The sequence below is a fragment of the Paracoccus contaminans genome (genome assembly GCF_002105555.1).
Classification (GTDB): Bacteria; Pseudomonadota; Alphaproteobacteria; order Rhodobacterales; family Rhodobacteraceae; genus Paracoccus; species Paracoccus contaminans.
The window spans coordinates 70,533-91,955 of sequence record NZ_CP020612.1 but is presented as its reverse complement, the minus strand read 5'-3'; the positions used below and the strand labels follow the sequence as shown (position 1 = coordinate 91,955).

16 protein-coding genes and 2 tRNA genes are annotated in these 21,423 nt (G+C 68.3%); 6 read left to right on the top strand and 12 right to left on the bottom strand.

All coding sequences use genetic code 11. The annotated features are described in order from the left end of the window. Positions 1-4: 4 nt before the first annotated feature. The 9 genes from B0A89_RS00415 to thrS all read right to left on the bottom strand — a co-directional run bounded on the left by B0A89_RS00415 (position 5) and on the right by thrS (position 12,070). A complete protein-coding gene (locus tag B0A89_RS00415) occupies positions 5-1,117 on the bottom strand; it encodes a DNA polymerase III subunit delta' (protein ID WP_085376453.1) in 1,113 nt (370 codons plus the stop codon). Then, the gene (gene tmk / locus B0A89_RS15010) at positions 1,114-1,845 is read right to left on the bottom strand and encodes a dTMP kinase (protein WP_085376452.1); all 732 of its coding nucleotides are present in this window, start codon (positions 1,843-1,845) and stop codon (positions 1,114-1,116) included. The genes B0A89_RS00415 and tmk overlap by 4 nt, the downstream gene beginning before the upstream one ends. 65 nt (positions 1,846-1,910) lie before the next feature. Beyond that, positions 1,911-3,080, bottom strand: coding sequence for a D-alanyl-D-alanine carboxypeptidase family protein (locus B0A89_RS00405; protein ID WP_085376451.1), 1,170 nt, complete (start codon positions 3,078-3,080; stop codon positions 1,911-1,913). Between the two features lie 112 nt (positions 3,081-3,192). Then, positions 3,193-3,765, bottom strand: a complete 573-nt coding sequence (locus B0A89_RS00400) for a thymidine kinase (protein WP_085378651.1) — start codon at positions 3,763-3,765, stop codon at positions 3,193-3,195. A gap of 84 nt (positions 3,766-3,849) precedes the next feature. Further along, a complete protein-coding gene (locus tag B0A89_RS00395) occupies positions 3,850-5,106 on the bottom strand; it encodes a DEAD/DEAH box helicase (RefSeq protein ID WP_085378650.1) in 1,257 nt (418 codons plus the stop codon). Positions 5,107-5,608: 502 nt separating this feature from the next. Next, a complete protein-coding gene (locus tag B0A89_RS00390) occupies positions 5,609-7,867 on the bottom strand; it encodes an adenosylcobalamin-dependent ribonucleoside-diphosphate reductase (RefSeq protein ID WP_085376450.1) in 2,259 nt (752 codons plus the stop codon). 84 nt (positions 7,868-7,951) lie between these two features. After that, positions 7,952-9,439, bottom strand: coding sequence for a class I adenylate-forming enzyme family protein (locus tag B0A89_RS00385; protein ID WP_085376449.1), 1,488 nt, complete (start codon positions 9,437-9,439; stop codon positions 7,952-7,954). Positions 9,440-9,601: 162 nt separating this feature from the next. Then, positions 9,602-9,808, bottom strand: coding sequence for a cold-shock protein (locus B0A89_RS00380; protein WP_085376448.1), 207 nt, complete (start codon positions 9,806-9,808; stop codon positions 9,602-9,604). Positions 9,809-10,120: 312 nt separating this feature from the next. Then, positions 10,121-12,070, bottom strand: a complete 1,950-nt coding sequence (gene thrS, locus B0A89_RS00375) for a threonine--tRNA ligase (protein WP_085376447.1) — start codon at positions 12,068-12,070, stop codon at positions 10,121-10,123. A gap of 178 nt (positions 12,071-12,248) precedes the next feature. On the opposite strand from thrS, the gene B0A89_RS00370 reads away from it, so the two are divergent. After that, positions 12,249-12,992 carry an alpha/beta fold hydrolase gene (locus B0A89_RS00370; RefSeq protein WP_085376446.1) on the top strand — a complete coding sequence of 248 codons (744 nt, stop codon included), beginning with the start codon at positions 12,249-12,251 and terminating at the stop codon, positions 12,990-12,992. A gap of 102 nt (positions 12,993-13,094) precedes the next feature. Here B0A89_RS00370 and B0A89_RS00365 read toward each other — a convergent pair whose 3' ends face one another. Both B0A89_RS00365 and phaZ read right to left on the bottom strand, forming a co-directional pair. Continuing rightward, positions 13,095-13,568 (bottom strand): pyridoxamine 5'-phosphate oxidase family protein, encoded by a 474-nt coding sequence (locus B0A89_RS00365; protein WP_085376445.1) that lies wholly within the window; start codon positions 13,566-13,568, stop codon positions 13,095-13,097. Positions 13,569-13,639: 71 nt separating this feature from the next. After that, the gene (phaZ, locus tag B0A89_RS00360; RefSeq protein ID WP_085376444.1) at positions 13,640-15,055 is read right to left on the bottom strand and encodes a polyhydroxyalkanoate depolymerase; all 1,416 of its coding nucleotides are present in this window, start codon (positions 15,053-15,055) and stop codon (positions 13,640-13,642) included. 99 nt (positions 15,056-15,154) lie between these two features. On the opposite strand from phaZ, the gene phaC reads away from it, so the two are divergent. The 4 genes from phaC (at position 15,155) to B0A89_RS00340 (ending at position 19,329) form a co-directional block, all read left to right on the top strand. Next, on the top strand, positions 15,155-17,848 hold the full coding sequence (phaC, locus tag B0A89_RS00355; RefSeq protein ID WP_338045735.1) for a class I poly(R)-hydroxyalkanoic acid synthase: 2,694 nt from the start codon (positions 15,155-15,157) through the stop codon (positions 17,846-17,848). 123 nt (positions 17,849-17,971) lie between these two features. Next, on the top strand, positions 17,972-18,445 hold the full coding sequence (locus B0A89_RS00350; RefSeq protein ID WP_085378648.1) for a Phasin: 474 nt from the start codon (positions 17,972-17,974) through the stop codon (positions 18,443-18,445). A 135-nt stretch (positions 18,446-18,580) separates the two neighbouring features. Next, positions 18,581-19,165 carry a polyhydroxyalkanoate synthesis repressor PhaR gene (gene phaR, locus B0A89_RS00345; protein WP_085376443.1) on the top strand — a complete coding sequence of 195 codons (585 nt, stop codon included), beginning with the start codon at positions 18,581-18,583 and terminating at the stop codon, positions 19,163-19,165. Positions 19,166-19,239: 74 nt separating this feature from the next. Continuing rightward, positions 19,240-19,329 (top strand) — tRNA-Ser (locus B0A89_RS00340). A gap of 513 nt (positions 19,330-19,842) precedes the next feature. Here the strand turns inward: B0A89_RS00340 and B0A89_RS00335 are convergent. Beyond that, a tRNA-Ser gene (locus B0A89_RS00335) sits at positions 19,843-19,932 on the bottom strand. A gap of 354 nt (positions 19,933-20,286) precedes the next feature. Here B0A89_RS00335 and B0A89_RS00330 point away from each other — a divergent pair. Then, positions 20,287-21,348, top strand: a complete 1,062-nt coding sequence (locus B0A89_RS00330) for an NUDIX domain-containing protein (RefSeq protein WP_240558576.1) — start codon at positions 20,287-20,289, stop codon at positions 21,346-21,348. Positions 21,349-21,423 lie beyond the last annotated feature (75 nt).

The following is a 21,423-nucleotide window of genomic DNA, read 5'->3' as shown; positions in this document are numbered from 1 at the left end:
CGGCTCATCCCCTTCCGGCTGCGTCCGTCGCGCCCGGTCCTTGGGCAAGGGTCAGCAGCATATCCATCACCAGCGCGGCCGGGTCAAGGTTGACAGCGCGTCCCCGCCGGGCCCGCGCCGAAAGATGCGCCTGGGCGCCTGCCCAGTGGCGCGAGGCATCTTCGTCAGGCGAAAGGCGCGCCAGCAGCGCGCCTTCGCCCTGCGCCGCTTCGGGCAGGGGCGGCCCCATCAGTCCCGCGCGCGCGGCCCGCGACAGAAAGCGGTCGATCAGCGTCATCGTCAGATCAAAGGGGTCCCCTTCGGCCCCCGCACGCGCGCCTGCCGCCTCGGCAAAGGCCGCAGAGCGCACCCGGTCAAGGGCCGGCAGGCCCGAAAGCAGCGCGACCAGTTCGCCATAACGGTCCAGCCCCCCTTGGCCGGCCAGGCGCAGCGCCTCGCCGACCGAGCCGCCGGCCAGCGCCGCCAGCCGCGCCGGATCGCCCTGGACCTGCAACGGTGCAAGCGCCTCGGCCATCGCTTCGGGGCAAAGGGGCGTCAGCCGCAGCGTCCGGCAGCGCGAGCGGATCGTCGGCAGCAGCCGCCCCGGTTGATGCGACACCAGCAGCAGCACGCCGTCGGTGGGCGGCTCTTCGAGCATCTTCAGCACTGCGTTGGCAGCGGCGGTGTTCATCTCGTCGGCGGCGTCGATGATGGCGACCCGGCGGCCTCCTTCAGCGGCACTCATGTGAAAGAACGAGATCAGGCGGCGGATGTCGTCCACCACGATCTCGGACCTGAGCCGCCCGGTCCGCTCATCGACGCTGCGCCGGACCAGATGCAGCCGCGGCTCGGACAATGCCGTGATCCGGCGGATGGCTGGATGGGTTTCGGGCACGGCGATGTCGTCCGCATCGCCCCCCGCGATCAGCCAGCGCGCGATCGCCCAGGCCAGCGTCGCCTTGCCGGTGCCGCGCGGCCCGGTCAGCAGCCAGCCGTGATGCAGCCGCCCAGCAGCCGCCGCGGCCAGAAAAGCGGCCACGGCCTCGTCCTGCCCGATGACGCGCGGCGCGTGGCGCGGATGGGGCGCGCCGGGCACGCGGTCCGCCTCGACGGGCGGATCCTCGGCCGCGCCGCTCACAGGGCGGCCCTGACGCGGGCGGCAACCGCATCGGCATCGCCGGACCCGTCGATCAGCCGGATGCGGGCCGGGTGGGCCGCGGCAAGGGCGCGAAACCCCTCGCGCAGGCGCGCCTGGAACGGCAGGCCCATTGATTCGAACCGTTCCTCGGCGCCCGCGACGGGCGAGAGGGCGGGATTGCACCCGGTCCCCGCCGCGCCTGGCGCCCCGCCCGGAGATGATGTTTGCGCCTCCATCCCGGATCGTTCCTCAGTCACGCCCGCCGGGCCATGGCACATGGCGGCCCCGGCGCCGCGCCGTGCCGTTCGCGCCATAGCCTTGGCCGGATCAAGGTCGATGATGAAGGTGGCATCCGGTTCGATCCCGATCATCAGCTCGTGGACAAGGTTGACGGCCCCGGCCAGATCGCCCCGCGTCACGCCCTGATAGACGCGGCTTGAATCGGCAAAACGGTCGGTGATGACCCAGGCACCGCTGTCGAGGGCGGGGCGGATGGTGCGTTCCAGGTGATCGCGCCGGGCGGCGGCAAACAGCAGCAGCTCGGTTTCCGGCGACCAGCGATCCGCCAAGCCCTCGACCAGCAGGTGGCGGATCTGCTCGGCTCCGGGCGATCCGCCCGGCTCTCGGGTCAAGACGACCGCCCGTCCTTCGGCGCGCAGCGTCTCGGCCAGCCGCCTCGCCTGGGTGGATTTGCCCGAGCCGTCGATGCCCTCGAAGCTGATGAACATCGGTAAGCTGCGCCCCGCCTGACGTTTCGATCCGGGCGCCTGAGTGGCCCGGCGCGCTTTTACCCTCACGCGCCGGCCGCGGCCATCACCCTGTGGCCCAGACGGCGCGCCGCATTCTGCAGGCGGCCGACAAAGCCGGCGCGGGCCACGTCCTCGGCCGCGACCAGCGGCAGGCGCGATTCGACCGAGCCGGGCACGCTGACCACCAGCTCGCCCAGCCGCTGCCCGGCGGCGATCGGCGCCTCGACTGGTCCGTTGAACACCGCCTCGGCCGTCACGCCCGCGGCCGCGCCGGCCGGGATAAGGACGTTCACGCCGTCCTGCGTGGTCAACGCGACACGGCGCGACGCCCCGAGCCAGACCGGCGCCCATGCGACCCGTTCGCCCTTGGGCACCACCGTCTTCATCGTGAACTGACGGAAGGCCCAGTTGACGATGCGCTCGGCCTCCTCGGCGCGGGCCTTTTCCGAGGGCAGCCCGGTGAGAACGAAGATGATGCGCCGCCCGTCCTGGACCGCCGATCCGACCAGGCCATAGCCCGCCTCGTCGGTGTGGCCGGTCTTCAGCCCATCGGCCCCGATCCCCAGATGCAGCAGCGGGTTGCGGTTGCGCTGGTTCGCAGGGGCGCGGTTGTCGAAGGCGAACTGCTCGATCGAGAAGTTCTTGTAGAGTTCGGGAAAGTCGTTGACCAGATGCTCGGCCAGCAGTCCCAGATCATGGGTGGACATCCGGTGTTGCGGATCGGGCCAGCCCGAGGCATTGGTGAGGTTCGTCTGCGTCAGCCCCAGCGCCTTTGCCCGCGCCGTCGCCTCGCGGGCAAAGGCGCTTTCGGTGCCCGCCAGCCCCTCGGCCACCACGACGCAGGCATCGTTTCCCGACAGCACGATGATGCCCTTGATGAGCTCTTCGACGGTGGGACGGTCGCGTTCGTTCAGGAACATGGTCGATCCCTTCATCTCACGCGCATTGGTGGAGACCGGAAAGCGCGTGTCCAGCGACACGCGCCCCTCGTGGATCGCCTCGAACAGCATATAGACCGTCATCAGCTTGGACATGGACGCAGGCGGCATCGGCACATCGGCGTTCTTGTCCATCAGCACGGTTCCGGTCGCCATGTCATAGACCCAGGCCGAACGGGCATTGGTGTCGAAGGCCAGCGCGGGCGCCGCGCACAGCAGCGCGGCCAACAGCGCCAGCAAGGGACGCAGCGCGCGAAGGACCGGGAAAGACAGCATGACGGCACCCCTGCATTGTCGTGGGCAGGGTTAACCCAGGCCCGACCCGCCCGCAACGCCGCCGTCCTCTTGCATAGGGGCTGCCGGTAAAGATTCCCTCAACCGGGGGCGTTCAGCGCCCCATGGCCGCGCGCCAGTGCCGGCGGCACAGCGAAACATAGCTTTCGTTTCCACCCACCTGGATCTGTGCGCCCTGGCGCAGCGGCTGCCCGTCCGTGTCCAGCCTCACGACCATCGTGGCCTTGCGTCCGCAATGGCAGATGGTGCGCACCTCGCGCAGGTCATCGGCGATCGCCAGCAGCGCGGCCGATCCCGGAAACAGCTCGCCGCGAAAATCGCTGCGCAGCCCATAGGCCATGACCGGCTGGCCGAGATCGTCGGCCACGCGCGCAAGCTGCCAGACCTGCGCGGCGGTCAGGAACTGCGCCTCGTCCACGAAGATGCAGGCAGCCCCTGCACCCTGGTCCTGCACGAGGGCAAACAGGTCGGCATCGGGGCCGAAGGCGACGGCATCCTCGGCGATGCCGATCCGGCTGGCGATGCGGCCCGCCCCCGCGCGGGTATCCACCGCCGCGGTCAGCAGCAGCGTGGTCATGCCCCGTTCGCGATAGTTGTAGGACGCCTGCAACAGCAGCGTGCTCTTGCCGGCGTTCATCGTCGAGTAGTGGAAATACAGCTTGGCCATGCCGCCCGCATAAGAGCAGGCGAACCGGCCCTGCAAGCCCTGCGGGTGCCTCGGCCCGCGGCGTGATGGCCGCGGGCCGGGCGGTCAGCCCTGGCGCTGCTGCGACTTGGGCGCGCGCGAGGGGCGGCGGGGCGGACGGCTGCGCTGCGCAGCTGCGCCCGCGCCTGCAGGCTTGCCGCCTGCGCGGCGGGGGGCAGGGGCCGGGCCTGCGGGCGGCTCGCCGCCGATCACGGGGATCTGCGCCTTCATGGCGCGTTCGATCGCGCGCAGGTCGCCCACCTCATCGGGGGCGCAGAACGCCACCGCGCGCCCGTCCCGCCCAGCCCGCGCGGTGCGGCCGATGCGGTGGACATAGTTTTCCGGCACATTGGGCAGGTCATAGTTATAGACATGCGCCACCTCGGGGATGTCGAGGCCCCGCGCCGCCACATCGGTCGCCACCAGCACCTGGGTCTGGCCCTCGCGGAAGCTTGCCAGCGCCCGTTCGCGCTGGCCCTGGCTCTTGTTGCCGTGGATGGCGCCCACCTTGAAGCCCCATTTCTCCAGCAGCTTGGACAGCTTGTCCGAACCATGCTTGGTGCGGCCGAAGACGATCGCCAGCTCGCCGGGGTGCCTGGCCAGATATTCCGCCAGCAGCGCCGCCTTGTCGCCCTGATTCACGAAATGCACGCCCTGCTCGATCTTTTCCGCGGCCTTGCCGGGCGGGTTCACCGCCACGCGGACCGGATCGGTCAGATAGCTTTCGGCCAGTTCCTCCATCAGCTTGGGCATGGTGGCGGAAAACAGCATCGTCTGGCGGTTGCGCGGCAGCAGCCGGGCGATGCGGCGCAGCGCGTGGATGAAGCCGATGTCCAGCATCTGGTCAGCCTCGTCCAGCACCAGAAAGCCGGTCTGGTCGAACTGCACCGCGCCGCGTTCGATCAGGTCGATCAGGCGGCCGGGGGTTGCGATCAGGATGTCCACGCCCCGCGACAGGCGGTCCACCTGCACGTTGATCGAGGCGCCGCCCACGACGCGAAAGGCGCGCAGGCCGGTGCCCCTGGCAAAGCCTTCGACATTCTGGGCGATCTGGGTGGCCAGTTCGCGCGTCGGGGCCAGCACCAGCGCCCGGCAGGATTTCGGCGCGGGACGTTCGCCCGCGACCAGCAGCCGCGTCAGCATCGGCAGGCCGAAGGCGGCGGTCTTGCCCGTGCCGGTCTGCGCCAGACCCAGAAGGTCGCGGCCCGCGACGATGGCGGGGATCGCCTCGGCCTGAATCGGGGTCGGCTCGTTCAGGCCCAGTTCGGGCAGGTTGATGGCGACGCGCTTGTCGATGCCCATGCGGGTAAAAGGCGTGTCCATGTCCGGGATCGCGCGGCGGATGAAGGGTTCGGCCTGGTCCTCGGCCCGCGCCTTCTTGGCGCGGCCGGGGCCGCGGCGGGCGGCGAAACCTTCGGATTTCGGCTTGTCGGCGGACGCGCTGCGGGGCGCCCCGTCGCGGCCGTCATGGGCACGCTCGCGCGGCGCGGGACCGCGACCGCGGCCTGCAAGGCTCGGGCCAGCGGAGGAGGTGTCGTTGCCTGCGGTGCGGCGGGCGGGTCGGTTGTGGTCGGTCATGTCTCTCATGCTTCCGAAGGCGCCGTGCCCCGTATCGGAACGGCGCGGGAACAGCCGGGTTGCCCGAAAGGCGCGCGGCGACGTAGGGGCGCAGGTCGGCGATACGAGACCCGCGGGCAACCCTGCGTGAAAGGGGAAACCGGTGAAGCGTCCGGCCCTCGCATAACTATCTGCGGCTGCTCACGCGGCAGCGGGCCTTGACGATTCATAGATCGGACCGGAGGCGGCCAAAGTCAAGGGCCGGTCGTCAGCCGCAGCGCGAATGGCCGCAGCTGGGGCAGGTCAGGCAGCCTTCGACCATGCGCATCCCCGGCATGCCGCAGGCCGGGCAGGCCGGCCCCGGCGCGGGTTCAGGCGCCGGTTCCGCAGCCGCCGGCAGGGCGGTGGGGTCGGACTTGAGGCCCGCCCCCTCAGCGGCAAGGAACCCGATCGCCACCATGTGCCGTTCGATCACGCCCCCGATGGCCGCGAGGATCGAGGGGACATAGCGCCCCTCCATCCAGGCGCCGCCGCGCGGGTCGAACACGGCCTTGAGTTCCTCGACCACGAAGCTGACATCGCCCCCGCGCCGGAACACGGCCGAGATCATCCGCGTCAGCGCCACGGTCCAGGCGTAATGCTCCATGTTCTTGGAATTGATGAAGACCTCGAAGGGCCGCCGGCGGCCGCCCTCGTCGATGTCGTTGAGCGTGATGTAGATCGCGTGTTCGCTGCCGGGAAACCTGAGCTTGTAGGTCGCCCCGTCCAGCGCCGCTGGCCGGTCCATGGGCTGGTCCAGACAGGGGAGAGGGGCGCGCGGCGCCGGCGCCGCCGGGGCCACCGACAGCACCGATCCGGTCACCTCATTGGGACGATAGGTGGTGCAGCCCTTGCAGCCCTGATCCCAGGCGGCAAGATACACGTCCTTGAACGCCTCGAACGAGATGTCCTCGGGGCAGTTGATGGTCTTGGAGATCGAGCTGTCCACCCATTCCTGCGCGGCCGCCTGCATGGCGACGTGATCCAGCGGATCCAGCGTCTGGGCATCGACGAACCATGCGGGCAGCGGCGCGTCCCCCATCCGCTCGCGCCACAGCGAAACCGCATAGTCCACGACCTCTTCCTCGATGCGGGTGCCGTCCTTCTGCAACACCTTGCGGGTATAGGCATGGGCAAAGACCGGCTCGATCCCCGAACTGACATTGCCGGCGTAAAGCGAGATGGTCCCCGTCGGCGCGACCGAGGTCAGCAGCGCGTTGCGGATGCCGTGTTCGCGCACCGCGGCGCGCACATCCTCGTCCATCCGCCGCATGAAGCCCGAGCCGAGATATGCCCCGGCGTCGAACAGGGGAAACGGCCCCTTTTCGCGGGCCAGCCCGACACTGGCCAGATAGGCCGCACGGGCGATCCGGCGCATCCAGCGGCGGGTCATGTCGGCCGCCTCGGGCGCGCCATAGCGCAGGCCGATCATCATCAGCGCATCGGCAAGCCCCGTCACGCCCAGCCCGATGCGGCGCTTCAGCCGCGCCTCCTCGGCCTGCCGGGGCAGGGGAAAGCGGCTGGCATCCACGACATTGTCCATCATCCGAATGGCAGTGGCGACAAGATCGTCCAGCGCGCCTTCGTCAAGCCGCGCCTGGGGGCCGAAGGGATCATCGACCAGCCGCGCCAGGTTCACCGAACCCAGAAGGCAGGCGCCATAGGGCGGCAGGGGCTGTTCGCCGCAGGGGTTGGTGGCCGCGATCGTTTCGGCATAGCCGAGATTGTTCATGGCATTGATGCGGTCGATGAAGATGACGCCGGGTTCGGCGTAATCATAGGTCGCGCGCATGATCGCATCCCACAGCGCGCGGGCGCGGACGGTGCGATAGGTCTGTCCGTCAAAGACCAAAGGCCAGTCCTGATCGGCCCTGACCGCGGCCATGAAGCCGTCCGTCACCAGCACCGACAGGTTGAACATGCGCAGCCGCGCGCTGTCCTGCTTGGCGGCGATGAAATCCTCGATATCTGGATGATCGCAGCGCATGGTGGCCATCATCGCCCCGCGGCGGCTGCCCGCCGACATGATGGTGCGGCACATGGCATCCCACACATCCATGAAGGACAGCGGCCCCGAGGCGTCGGCGGCCACCCCCTTCACCTCGGCCCCGCGCGGGCGGATGGTGCTGAAGTCATAGCCGATCCCGCCGCCCTGCTGCATGGTCAGCGCCGCTTCCTTGAGCGACTGGAATATCCCCTCGATGGTATCGGGGATGGTGCCCATGACGAAACAGTTGAACAGCGTCACCGATCGCCCGGTGCCCGCCCCCGACAGGATGCGGCCCGCCGGCAGAAAGCGGAAATCGGACAGGGCGGCGTAGAAGCGCTCCTCCCAGGCTGCGGGGTCGGCCTCGACGCTGGCAAGATCGCGGGCGACGCGCCGCCAGCTGTCCTCGACCGTCGCATCGGCCGGGGCGCCGTCAGCGGCGCGCAGGCGGTATTTCATGTCCCAGATCTGCTCGGCGATGGGGGCTGCGAAACGGGTCATGGGGGCATCCTGGCAGAGGGCGGCGGAAAGGGGCAGGATCGTTTCATGCGCCAGCGCGGCCGGCCTGGCAACACCGGGCGGGCATCAGCTCCTGGCATGCATCCCGCGCAGCGCCCGGCGGTTGATCTTGCCGGTGGGCGTCCGGGGCAGCGCGTCCAGATGGATGTATTCGCGCGGCTGCTTATAGCGGGCCAGCACCTCTTGCGCGGCCATGCGCAGCGTCTCGGCCCCGGCCGGTCCGGTCCAGAACAGCGCGATCACCGACACCCCGCCCCCGACAGGCAGCTCGGCCGCCGCCAGCTCGCCCGCGCCGGGAATGCCTGCCAGCGCATCCTCGACCTCGGCCGGGGCAACGCGATAGCCGCCGGCATTCATCATGTCGTCGGCCCGCCCCAGGGTCGAGATCGCGCCATCCGTTGCGGCCACGGCCAGATCGCCGGTCAGGAACCACTCGCCGCAAAAGCGGGATGCGGTTTCCTCGGGCTGGCCGAGATAGCCCAGGAAAAGCCCCGGATCGCTGCGATGGACGGCCAGCAGGCCGGGCGCGCCCGGCGGCTGCGCCTCGCCATCCTCGGACAGCACGGCGATGCGGCGGCCCGGCTGGGGATAGCCGGCAGTCCCATCGGGCGCAGGGCGGGCGGGCGAGCCGGACAGGAAGGTCGAGCATTCCGACATTCCCATCGCCTCGTGCAGGTCGGTCCCGGTCCGCGCTTGCCAGGCGCGACGCAAGGCAGGGTCCAGCCGTTCGCCCGCCGTCAGGGCGTGCCGCAGATCGGGCAGGGGCTGCCAGTCGGCGCGCAGCATCCGGCGATAGACGCCCGGCGCGGCAGCGATGATCGTGGCGCCATGCCGCCGCGCCAGCAGCGGGATCTGTTCGATGGCGGTGCCTTCCGCAGGGATCAGTGCGGCGGCCCCGAGGGTCCAGGGATCCATCAGCCCGGTGCCGAGGGTAAAGGTCCAGTTGAAGGCCCCCGCATGCAGCAGCCGGTCGCCGGGACCAAGGCCATACCAGCCGTTGAACATCATCGCGCGCGCGAGGATTGCCCGATGGGCATGCATGACCGCGCGGGGTTTGCCTGATGTGCCCGAGGTATAGACGATATAGGCCAACCGGTCCGGGTCACCCCGTTCGAACGGGGCCGGGGGCAGAGCGGCCATTTCTGCCAGCGCGCCGACGGGCAGCACCGGCGCGGGATTGCCCTGCGGCAAGGGAACGCCGGTTCCTGCAATGATGAGAGCGGGCTCGATCCCGGCGGCAAGGGCAGTGATTTCGGGCACCGTCAGCATGGCCGAGCTGGGCACCGGGACCAGCCCGGCGGTGATGCAGGCCAGATAGGCGACGGGAAAGGCCGGCTCGTTTCCCATGCGCAGCAGCACCCTCGCCCCAGGGGGCAGGCCGCGCTGGCGCAGGCCCGTCGCGGCGCCCCGGACGGCGGCGATCAGGCGCGCATAGGACCAGCGCTCGGCGCGCGAGGGCGACAGGACCGCCAGCGCCAGCCGGTCGGGCGCGGCCATCCCGGCGGCAAGGACATGTTCGGCAAGGTTGAAACCAGACGAGGCAGTGAGGGTCATGGCCGTGACTGTGTCGCAGCCGAGGCGCGGCGGCAAGCGGGCAGAGGTGCCGGCCCGCAATGAAGAACCCCAGATAACAGGACGGCCCGCGTTTCCGCAGGCCGCCGACAATCCCTTGGACAGGGCGATTGACGCAGGCCGCCCGGCGGCCCGCCGATCCGATCAGAGCAGACGCAGGTCCGACGCCGAGGCGCGGCCGTCGCGGCCGGACTGAAGCTCGTACTGGATCTTCTGGTTGTCGTTCAGGCCGGTCAGGCCCGCACGTTCCACCGCCGAGATGTGGACGAAAACATCCTTGCCGCCATCATCGGGTGCGATGAAGCCGTAGCCCTTGGTGGCGTTGAACCATTTAACCGTTCCGGTCGCCATGACCTTCTCTCCTTCGTTTTCCTGCGGGCGATATTGCCAACAGGCCGTGCAGCCCTTTCGCAGTCCGGCTGCCCCGTGAAGGGAGGCGGTAGAAAGTATCGCTCACGCAAGCCAAGGATGCCTGATTCGCAATCGGTCGCCAAGGGCCAAAATCAACCCCGCAATGCCGTGCCTGCCGCCGTTTGCCGCCGCTGCGGGGGCAGCGGGGCTGTTGCGGGCGCAGCGCGCCGCGCGGCGGCGCCGTCCTGCCGGACAGACCGCCAGCCCTCGCGGCAAGCCCCTGCGTTCCGGTTGGGCCTGCGATAAGGCGGCTCAGCGCAGGTCGGGCGCCGTCGCCTCGCCCGCAAGCGCGCCGACCGCTTCGTCCAGCGGGCAGGACTGCGAGCCCTGGCTGTCCAGGCGGCGGATCGACACGCTGCGCTGCTCGACCTCCTTCATGCCGACCGCCATGATGACCGGCACCTTGGCCAGCGAATGTTCGCGGACCTTGTAGTTGATCTTTTCGTTGCGGGTGTCGGCTTCGGCCCGGATGCCGGCGGCAGTCAGCGCATCCACCACCTCGCGCACGTAATCATCCGCGTCCGAGACGATGGAGGCGACGACCACCTGCCGCGGCGCCAGCCACAGCGGCAGCTTGCCGGCAAAGTTCTCGATCAGCATGCCGATGAAGCGTTCAAAGCTGCCCAGCACGGCGCGGTGCAGCATGACCGGGCGATGCTTGGCGCCGTCCTCGCCGATATAGTTGGCGTCCAGCCGCTCGGGCAGGTTCGGGTCAACCTGCAGCGTGCCGCATTGCCAGTCGCGGCCGATGGCGTCGGTCAGCACGAATTCCAGCTTGGGCCCGTAAAAGGCGCCCTCGCCCTCGAAGATCTCGTGGTCGTGCCCGGCCGCGCGCACGGCGTTCGCCAGCGCCGCCTCGGCATGATCCCAGCTTTCCTCGCTGCCGATGCGCTTTTCGGGGCGGGTGGACAGCTTGATGCGGAATTTCTCGAAGCCGAGATCGCGATAGACTTGGGTGAGAAAGCTGATGAAGCGGGTCGATTCGCTTTCGATCTGCGCCTCGGTGCAGAAGATATGCGCATCATCCTGGGTGAAGCCGCGCACCCGCATGATGCCGTGCAGCGCGCCCGACGGCTCATAGCGGTTGCACGAGCCGAACTCGGCCATGCGCAGCGGCAGGTCGCGATAGGATTTCAGGCCCACGTTGAACACCTGGACATGGCAGGGGCAGTTCATCGGCTTGAGCGCATTGATCGTCTTTTCGCGGGCATGATCCTCGTCCACTTCGACGATGAACATGTTTTCCTGATAGTTTTCCCAGTGTCCGCTGGCTTCCCACAGCTTGCGGTTCACGACCTGCGGGGTGTTCACCTCGACATAGCCCGCCCGCCGCTGCTGTCGGCGCATGTAGTCCTGCAAGGTGGTGTAGATCGTCCAGCCGTTCGGGTGCCAGAACACCTGGCCGGGCGCCTCCTCCTGCATGTGGAACAGGTCCATCTCGCGGCCCAGCTTGCGGTGGTCGCGCTTTGCGGCCTCCTCGAGCATGGTCATGTGGGCCTTCAGCTCGTCCCGGTTGCGGAAGGCCACGCCATAGATGCGTTGCAGCATCGGGCGGGTGGAATCGCCCAGCCAGTAGGCGCCCGCGACATGGGTCAGCTTGAAGGCGTCGGCGGGCAGCTGGCCGGTCGATTGCAGGTGCGGGCCGCGGCACAGATCCTGCCAATCGCCATGCCAGTACATGCGCACATCCTCGCCCTCGGGGATGCGGTCCAGCAGCTCGAGCTTGAACGGCTCGCCCGCCGCCTCGTAATGGGCGCGGGCGCGGGCGCGGTCCCAGACCTCGGTGCGGACCGGATCGCGGGCGGCGATGATCTGGCGCATCCTCGCCTCGATCTGCGCGAGATCCTCGGGCGTGAACGGCTCGGCCCGGTCGAAATCGTAGAACCAGCCATGATCGCGCACCGGGCCGATCGTGACCTTCACGTCGGGCCAGATTTCCTGCACGGCGCGGGCCATGACATGGGCCAGATCATGGCGGATCAGTTCCAGCGCCGGACCCGTATCCTTGATCGTGTTGATCGACAGCCGCCCCGGAGCGGTGATCGGCCATGCCAGGTCGATGTGCCGCTCGTCCAGCGTGGCGCTGATGGCGGCCTTGGCAAGGCTGGGGGCGATCGATGACGCGACCTCGGCGGCCGTGATCCCGGCGGGATAGTCGCGGACGGCGCCATCGGGGAAGGTCAGGGAAATCTGGTCGGCCATCTGCGGCTCCTCGTCGGTTCGGCGCCCACGGAACGCCCGGCTGCGGGTTGTGGCGGGTGCTGTGGCGCGCAAGGCGGGCGCTGTCAATGCCAAGGCGCCGCTGTTGCAGCCGGGGGCTTCACGCCCCCGGACCCCCGTGGGATATTTCCGTGCAGAAGAAACCGAAAGGACGCGGATCATGAGCGGGCATTTCCAGACACGCGGCGGGCGGCGGCTTGCCTTTGACAGGCTGGACGGGGGCGGCGCGCTGCCGGGCGTCGTGTTCATCCACGGATTCCGGTCGGACCGGAACGGGACCAAGGCGCTTGATCTGGAGGAATGGTGCCGCGAGACGGGCAGGGGGATGCTGCGCTTTGACCTGGCCGGTCACGGCGAAAGCGATGGCGCCGTCGAGGATTTCGGGATCACCGACTGGCTGGACGATGCCCGCGAGATCATCGACGCCCAGGCGCTAGGGCCGCAGGTTCTGGTCGGATCGTCACTGGGCGGCTGGCTGGCCCTGCTGCTGGCGCGCGAAGATCCGCGCCGCTGGGCCGGGCTGGTGACCATCGCCGCGGCGCCCGATTTCACCCGGCGCATGCAGCAGGAAATGGGCGAGGAAGAGCGCGCCGCCCTGGCCGAGCAGGGGCGGATCACCCGGCCGAGCGCCTATGGCGAGGATTACGTCTTTTCGCACCGGCTGTTCGAGCAGGGGGAGGACAACCGGATTTTTGATGCGCCGCTGCTGCTGACGATGCCGGTGCGGATGCTGCAGGGCAAGGCCGACCAAGAGGTGCCGCCATCCGAGGCGACAGCCCTGCGCGATCATGCCGAGGGGCCGGACATCGAACTGACGATCGTGGAGGATGCTGACCACCGGTTTTCGCAACCTGAACATCTGCAGATGATCCGGGCCGCCATCGAGGATGTCAGCATTCGCTGACATCCTGCCTGGTCTGGTCTGTCTGCTGCGCCTTTAGGGCCGGCACCTGGCCGGCAGACCGGCGGGCACGGCATTGGCCGCGCGCCGCCGCCATCGGCGCCGTCAGGTGAAATCGACGGTGAAATGATCGCCCATGTCGGGCTTGGCGCCCGTCACCTTGGACTTGGCGATCTCGTAGAGGAAGGAAAGCGCGCCATCAGTCGTCCACACCTCGGCAAGATCAAGCGACAGCCTGAGCAGCCGCACATCATCATCGCGCTTGCCTTCCTCGAACCAGCTCGAGGCGACGGCATTCCATATCTCGTCCAGCTTTTCCCGGTCGTCGGACAAGGAAAGCCGTCCCTCGATCCGGGCATACAGCTTGCCGCCCTGGCTGCTGACGGCATGGACAGCCTTTTGCGGGCCGGCCGCGACGCTTTCGGCCAGATCGGTGCCTGCCGCCGTGATGAACCACAGGGCGCCTTCCTCGGGGTCGGCGTAATGCGACATGGGCACCAGCCGCCATTCTGGCGCGCAGCCCAGCATCCCGGCCCTCACATCCTCAAACCGTTTCCAGAATGTATCGCGCTCGCTCATGGGGCACCCCTGTCCTGTTTGCAGCGGTCAACCGCAAAGGCGCCGCGGGGCTCCTTCCCCGCGGCGGGCGCTCAGACGGGCATGCTGGCATTGCCGGACGGCTCTGGCGATGCGGCCGCCCTGTCGGCGTCAGGCTGATCCGCGACCCCGTCTGCCTTGGACAGCGCAGCGGGGGGCGCGCCGCCTGTATCGTTGCGGGCCTTGTCGGCTCGGCGGCGCTTGCGTTGGGCCCGGGCGGGGTCGCGGGAATGTTCGTCAATGAAATCAAGCACCAGCGGCCGGATATTCAACCGCCAGCTCTTGCCGGCAAAGATCCCGTAATGTCCGGCCCCCGGCTCCAGATGCTGTGCCTTTTTCTGATCCGGCAGCCCCGTACACAGATCCAGCGCCGCGACGCATTGGCCGGGGGCGGAGATATCGTCATTCGCGCCCTCGACCGTCATCACGGCCACATTGGTGATTCGGCCGATATCCACGGGTTTGCCGCCCACGCTGAAACGATTCTGCGCGATCTCGAGCTTTTTGAAGATGCGATCGACGGTGGAAAGGTAGAATTCGGCGGTCATGTCCATGACGGCAAGATATTCGTCATAGAATTTGTTGTGGCGGTCGCCCTCGGTGCCCTGTCCGGACGCCTCGGCGAAGATCTTGTCCATGAAGGCCTGTCGGTGGGTATCGGCATTCATCGCGATGAACGATGCCAGCTGGGCCAATCCCGGATAAACCATCCGGCCCGCGCCCTTGTATTTGAAGCCGACCTGCTGGATGACGAACTGCTCCAGCTCTCCCATCGTGACGCGGTTGCCGAAATCGGTGACCTCGGTGGCGGCGGCGTCCGGATCGATCGGGCCGCCGATCAGCGTCAGCGTGCGCGGCTGGGCGGCGGGGTTTTCCTCGGCCAGCAGCGCGGTTGCAGCCAGGGCCAGCGGGGCGGGCTGGCAGACCGCGACGATATGCAGGTCCGGCCCCAGATGTGTCATGAAATCGACCAGATAGCGGGTATAGTCCTCTATGTCGAACTTGCCCGCGCTGACCGGGATATCGCGGGCATTGGTCCAATCGGTCACCCAAACATCGCAATCGGGCAGCAGCGAGGTCACGGTGGAACGCAGCAGTGTCGCATAATGGCCCGACATGGGCGCCACCAGCAGCACCCGGCGTTCCATCGGATCGCGCCGGGCCACGCGGAAACGCACGAGATTGCCGAAGGGACGTTCCAGTTCCGGCTCGACATAGACGATATGGTCCTGCCCCTCTTTCCCGGCGATGGGGGGGATTTCCCAATCGGGCTTGATGACCATGCGGGCAAAGCTGCGTTCGGTGACGCGCCCCCAGGCCGAGAGCATCTTGAACAGCGGCGTCGGCATCAGGGCGAAGATGGGATAGGAGGCGATGGCGCGTGCCGATGCGCCCATCCATTCGTTGGTGTTCCTCAGGGTTTCCATCGCGTCGTAGGACACAATCCCCCGGTATCCCTTGTAGGTCATCGGTGCGATCCTTCGTAAATGCCGCTTGAGGCGCAAAGTCCGGTTTACGAATTTCGTGAACCGAGTCTAATTGAAGCACGGTAGGGAGGAGCTGGTGCCATGGCAAGGAAGCGTGACAAGAAGAACCCGGCCGCAGGCGGGATCGACCCGGCCCAGCCGGATGCGGCAAGGGACATCGCCATGAACATGGATGGCCTGCCCCAAGATGGCGCCGCCCCCCTTGCCGCAGGCGCCGCGCCCGGCCCTTCCGCAGACGGCGGCGCCGAGGCCGGCCAGGGCACCGCCCCCCGCATCCCCGAGGCGGGCTTTGGCGATACCGGCCCTGCCGGCGATGCCCCGCAGGGCGCGGCCTCGCCCGAGGACTTTGCGGCGGCGCTGGAAGCCGTTCCTGCCGAAACGGCCGCGGCCCTTGTCACCGCGGACATGGCCGCCGATCTGGTGGCTGCCCCGGCTGGCGGTGACGCGCCGGGCAAGCTGCCTGCGGCGGCCCCGCTTCCTTCGGCGGCAGAACCCGACGCGGTGGCGCCTGCGGCAGATGCGCCGGCGCCCCCGGCGCCTGCCCCGGACGCAGGCACCGCGCAGGCTGACGCGGCGTCAGACCCGCAGGGCGCGCAGCTTCCTGCGGCGCCCTCCGCCGCGGAGCGGACAGATGAGCCGATTGCCGCGGCATCCGCCCCGGTCATGCCCCCGCCTGCCGGCTCGCCCGAGGGGGAGGCGCCCGATGGGGGCGCGGCTGAGAACCGGCTGGTGGGCAGCGCGGCGTCTGAGCCCGCGATGCCCCTGTCCCCCACCGGGACCGCTGCCGATGACGAAGCCGATCGGGTGATCGCGCAGGGCAATGCCGCGCCCAGCGGCGCAGATGACAGCGCGGCCCCCGCCGCGCTGACGTCGGCCGATCCGGCGGGTGAGGCCGCTTCGGCCTCGGGGCCGGCCAATGGAGCGGACAGCGTGGCTGCGGGCGGGCCGGAAAGCGGGGCAGGGGGCGCCGCCGCGGCCGCCGTGAAGGACACGGATGGCGAGAGCCGGGCCAACCCGCTGACCGTGCCCGACCTGCCCGCGCGGCTGGCCGAGAACATCGAGCGGATCGAGACGCTGGGCCAGCGCCTGCTGGCGGCCCTTGCCGCGCGCCCGATGCACACCCCCGCCATCGAAGGGCCTGGCCCGGCCTTCTATGGCTCGGTCGCGGGGGCCTGGTTCAGGCTGGCCGCCCAGCAGCCCGCGCGCATCATCGAGCAGCAGGTGCGCTTCTGGGGGCAGACCCTTCGCCATGTCGCCGTCGCGCAGGAGGCGTTCGCGCGCAACCTGTCCGCCCCCCGCACCGAGGCAGCCGAGGATCGCCGCTTCAAGAACCCCTTGTGGCAGACGAACCCGTTCTACAGCTTCGTGCGCAACCAGTATCAGATCAATGCCGACGCCCTTCGCCAGGCGGCGGCAGACCTGTCGATCGAGAATGATGCCGAGCGGCGGCGGGTGGAATGGTTCACGCGGCAGATGATCGACATGCTGGCCCCGACGAACTTTCTGGCCACCAATCCCGACGCGCTGCAGCGCGCGATCGAGACAGAAGGCGAGAGCCTCGTCAGGGGCCTTGAAAACCTCGTGCGCGACATCGAGCGGGGCGGGGGCGATCTGGTCGTCTCGCTGGCCGATCCCGACGCCTTCCAGGTCGGCGAGAATATCGGCGCGACGCCCGGCGAGGTCGTCCATCGCACCGACCTGTTCGAGCTGATCCAGTTTGCCCCCGCGACCGATCAGGTTCACCGCACGCCTGTCGTCGTGTTCCCGCCCTGGATCAACAAATACTACATCATGGATCTGAGGCCGCAGAACAGCCTGCTGCGGTGGATCGTCGATCAGGGCTATACGCTGTTCGTCGTTTCATGGAAGAACCCGCGCGCCGAGGATGCCGGCCTGTCCATGGATGATTATGTCGCCGCCTATCTGGACGTGATCGGCAAGGTGCTGGACCTGACGGGCGAGCCGCAGCTTAACGCCGTCGGCTATTGCATCGCAGGCACCACGCTGTCGGCGACGCTCGCCCTGATGCACCAGCAGGGGGATACGCGCGTCCGCTCGGCGACCTTCCTGACGACCCTGACCGATTTTTCCGATCAGGGAGAGTTCACGACCTTCCTGCAGGACGATTTCGTCGGCGGGATCGAGGACGAGGTTTCCCGCACCGGCTATCTGTCGTCTCAGCTGATGCAGCGGACCTTCAGCTTTCTTCGGGCCAATGATCTTGTCTGGGGACCAGCGATCCGCAGCTACATGATGGGCGAGACGCCGCCGGCCTTCGATCTGCTCTACTGGAACGGGGACGGCACCAACCTGCCGGGGCGTATGGTGACGCAGTATCTGCGTGATCTGTGCCAGCGCAACGCCTTGGCGGCCGACGGCTTCGAGATCCTGGGCCGCCGCGTTCATCTGTCCGAGGTGACATTGCCCCTGTGCGCCGTGGCCTGCGAGAACGACCACATCGCGCCCTGGCTGCACAGCTGGGCCGGGGTGGCGCAGATGGGATCGCCGGACAAGACCTTCATCCTGTCCGAATCGGGCCATGTCGCCGGCATCATCAACCCGCCCGGCAGGGTCAAGTATGGGCATTACATCTCGGATGCAGGCTTTGGGGGCGGGGCCGAGGCCTGGCGCGCGGCGGCAGAGTTCCGGCCGGGCAGCTGGTGGACATTGTGGGGCGCGTGGCTGGCCGAGCGGTCGGGCGAGATGATCCCCGCCCGTGCGCCCCATGATGGCCTTTATCCCGCACCGGGCCGCTATGTGCTGGAAAAGGCATGATGACGCCAGCCGCAGGGAGGCTGCGCCGCATCGCTGCGGTGCAGCATAAATGTCTTGAAATGCTGCACCGCAGCATCTAGAGGGTTACTACCCCGACCGACCCGCCATTGATGGAGAGAGATGATGGCCAAGGCTCCCGACTTTACCAAGGGCTTCCAGGACATGATGCAGAACCTTCCCATGGATACCTCATCGCTGACCGAGGCTTTCAAGAGCCAGTCGCAGCTGGGCGAGCGGATGAGCCGCGTGGCGCTGCACGCCGCCGAGCGCTCGACCGAGGTGTCGGCCGCATGGGCCAAGGACACCATCGCCCGCATGGCCGAACTGGCGACCTCGAAAGAGCAGCCGGCGGATTATGCCAAGGCGATGTCCGATTTCGCCTCGGCTGCCGCCGAGCTGGCCGCCGAGCACATGTCGGCCTATGCCGAGATCGCCAAGAAGGTTCAGATGGAAACCGTCGACCTGCTGATGAACGCCGGCAAGGATGTTCAGGGCGACATGCAGCGCATGGCCGAAAACGCCTCGGCCAATGTCCAGAAGGCGACCCGCCAGGTTCAGGACGCCGCCAGCAACCTGACCAACAAGACGCAGGGCTGACCGGCCCATTCGGCCCGCCGCGGCAGGGCCGGCATCGTCCGAGGCGCGCGTCCCACCCTTGGGGCGCGCGTTTTTCTTTTGCAATCGCGGGTCTGGTTCCCCATCATCACTGCGCAGCACCAGACATGACGGGCCATGCCTTCCCAGACCGACAAGCCGACCGAGCCCCTGCTCATCAAGCGCTATGCGAGCAGGCGGCTCTACAACACCGAAACCAGTGATTATGTCACGCTGGACGAGATCGCCCGCATGATCCGCGAGGGGCGCGAGGTCCGCATCGTCGATCTGCGCTCGGGCGACGACCTGACGCGGCAATATCTGCTGCAGATCATTGCAGAACATGAAAGCCGGGGCGAAAACGTCCTGCCGCTGGAGGTGCTGACCGATCTGGTGCGCAGCTATACCGCGCAGGCGCAATCGGTCGTGCCGCAGTTCCTCGCCGCCAGCTTCGAGATGCTGCGCAATGGCCAGTCGAGGATGCTTGAACAGCTTACGGCCCTGCAGCACCCCATGGCCTCGATGCCCGGCTTTGCCGAGATGCAGCGCCAGCAGCAGGCTTTCCTGCGCGCGATGATGGCGGGCTGGACCGGCCCCGCGCTGGGCGCAGGCGATCCGTCCCCATCGGGCACCAGGGCGCAGCCCGATGCGCCCCTTTCGGCCGAGGCCGAGGACATCCGCCGCCAGCTGGCTGAGCTGCAGGCGCGCATCTCTCGCCTGTGACCGGGCGCCCCTGACCGCCCGCGCGCGTTGCCCGCTTGCGCGCCGCGCAACCCCGCGCTAAACCGCGCGGGCATGGACGGTTGGCCGAGTGGTCGAAGGCGCACGCCTGGAAAGTGTGTAGGCGGGGAACCGTCTCGAGGGTTCGAATCCCTCACCGTCCGCCATGCTTGATTGATCCTTTAGCCTGTCTCTGCGTTGCTGTGGCTTGCGCGCCTTGCCCGGCGGCGGGCCAATCGTCTGGAAAACAGCCGCCGGACTGTTCCTGACCTGCCCCATGAGCATGTTGAACAGCAGATCCTTTGGCACAGTCCTGTCGGGCATCGTTTCGCCCACCGGGCGCTTCAGCTTGGGTTCCCGACCCTGAGCGCCTTCAGCGGCTTGGACGCGGAAGGTTCCATGCCGCCTAGCTTAGCCCCTCGGGCATGAAACGCCGTGCTGCTGATCCCGTGCCTGCGGCAAGCCTCGGCTGTTTTCGGCCCCGCATTCTCATCTCTCAAGACCGTAATGATATGCTCTTAGGAGACTTTGGCTCTCTTTATGTCCGGTCCTTTCCATGGGCCGGAGTTCAGATTCAGATGGATGCGTTAACAGGGGCACAGCAAAGTGGCTGAACGATCAGCGGCGCAGGCTTGTCGCCTTCTGTTGTTCGCTGGTATTTTTCCATCTCAATGGAAAACTGGCGGAGAGGGTGGGATTCGAACCCACGGAACCCTTGCAGGCTCAACGGTTTTCGAGACCGCCCCGTTCGACCACTCCGGCACCTCTCCGCGCTCTATGGGTGGTGAGCGCGGGGGTTACACAGCGCCGGGCCGAAGCGCAAGGGGGACATGACAAGATTTTCGCTTTTGCCTCGGTGGGTATGGAGCCTCCTACGGGATAACCAGCCGGTCCTTTGCATAGGGCATTGCCTGTGGCCTTGGGCAAGCGCCTTCTTTGGCAGGCGGTGCGGGTTGCGAGGAACGGGGCCTTGGACCTGCTGTGCATGAATGGGACTAGGGTAAGCGGCCCCGGCCTGCGCGGCTGCCGTGGCGGTCCGCTGGCGCCTTCTCGTCGGCGCATGTCTGGCCTATGACAGGGGCGGCGTCGCCCGCGGCGCCGGTCCGCACAAGGAGGGCAGGGGTTTGAGCGACGACGGGATTGTCCTGCTGGCAGGCATGCTGGCAGAGCCGGCGGTGATGAAGGCCCTTGGCCTGAACGCGGCCGGCGCGGCAGCGGATGACGGAACGGGGCTGGGCGCGCAATCTTGCAGCCCCTCCCTTAAGGGCGGGGCGCCCGGCGGCTGCGGCCCTCTTGTGCCGGTGCTGCCCAACCAGGCGCTGCGGCGCTATGCCGAGGTCATGGAGCTGGTGCCCGTGCCTGGCCCCCACGGGCCTGTCCTGGGGCTGAACCCCTCGGGCGCCCCATCGCCCCCGCACGATGCCGCCGACCCTGCGCTTGCCGCCGCCATCGCGCGGGCCATCGCCGCCAGCACCCAGCCTGTCGCCCTGATCCGCAAGCGCCTGCCCCTGATCGCCGGGTGGGTCGCCTCGCAGCGCCGTGCCGAGGACGAGCGCGGCCTGCCCTTGCCGCCCGGCCCTGCCGATCCCGACCGCCTGCGGATCGAAGAGCGCCGGGAGCCCTATGCCGCCTACTTCTCGGTCCATGAACTGCGCCTGCGCCATCGCCTGCACCGCGGCGGCTGGTCGGCGCCCGTGGAACGGGCCGTCTTCGTTTCGGGCGATGCAGTGGTCGTTCTGCCCTGGGATCCCGTCCGCGACCGGGTTCTGCTGGTCGATCAGCTGCGCGCGGGACCGGCCGCCCGCGGGGATGCGCAGCCTTGGGTTCACGAACCCATTGCCGGCCGCATCGACGCGGGCGAAAGCCCGGAAACCACCGCCCGGCGCGAGGCCGAGGAGGAGGCGGGGATCACGCTGGGCCGGTTGATCCCCGTTCCGGCGCATTATCCCTCGCCCGGCATCATGGCCGAATATGTCTATTCCTTTGTCGGGATCGCCGATCTGCCCGATGGGATCGCAACGGTTTCCGGACTGGACAGCGAGGGCGAGGACATCCGCGGCACCCTGCTGGCCCGAGAGGAGCTTACGCGCATGACGCTGGATGGTCGCATCGTCAGCGGACCCTTGATGATCCTGGCGCTTTGGCTGGACCGCATGGCGCCCCGCCTGCAGGCGGGCAAGGGCTGACCGGCGCGGGCGACGGGGCAAGGCGCAGCGGCACCCTGGGGATAGGCGGGCCGGCCTGCCTTGGGGGCTGACGGG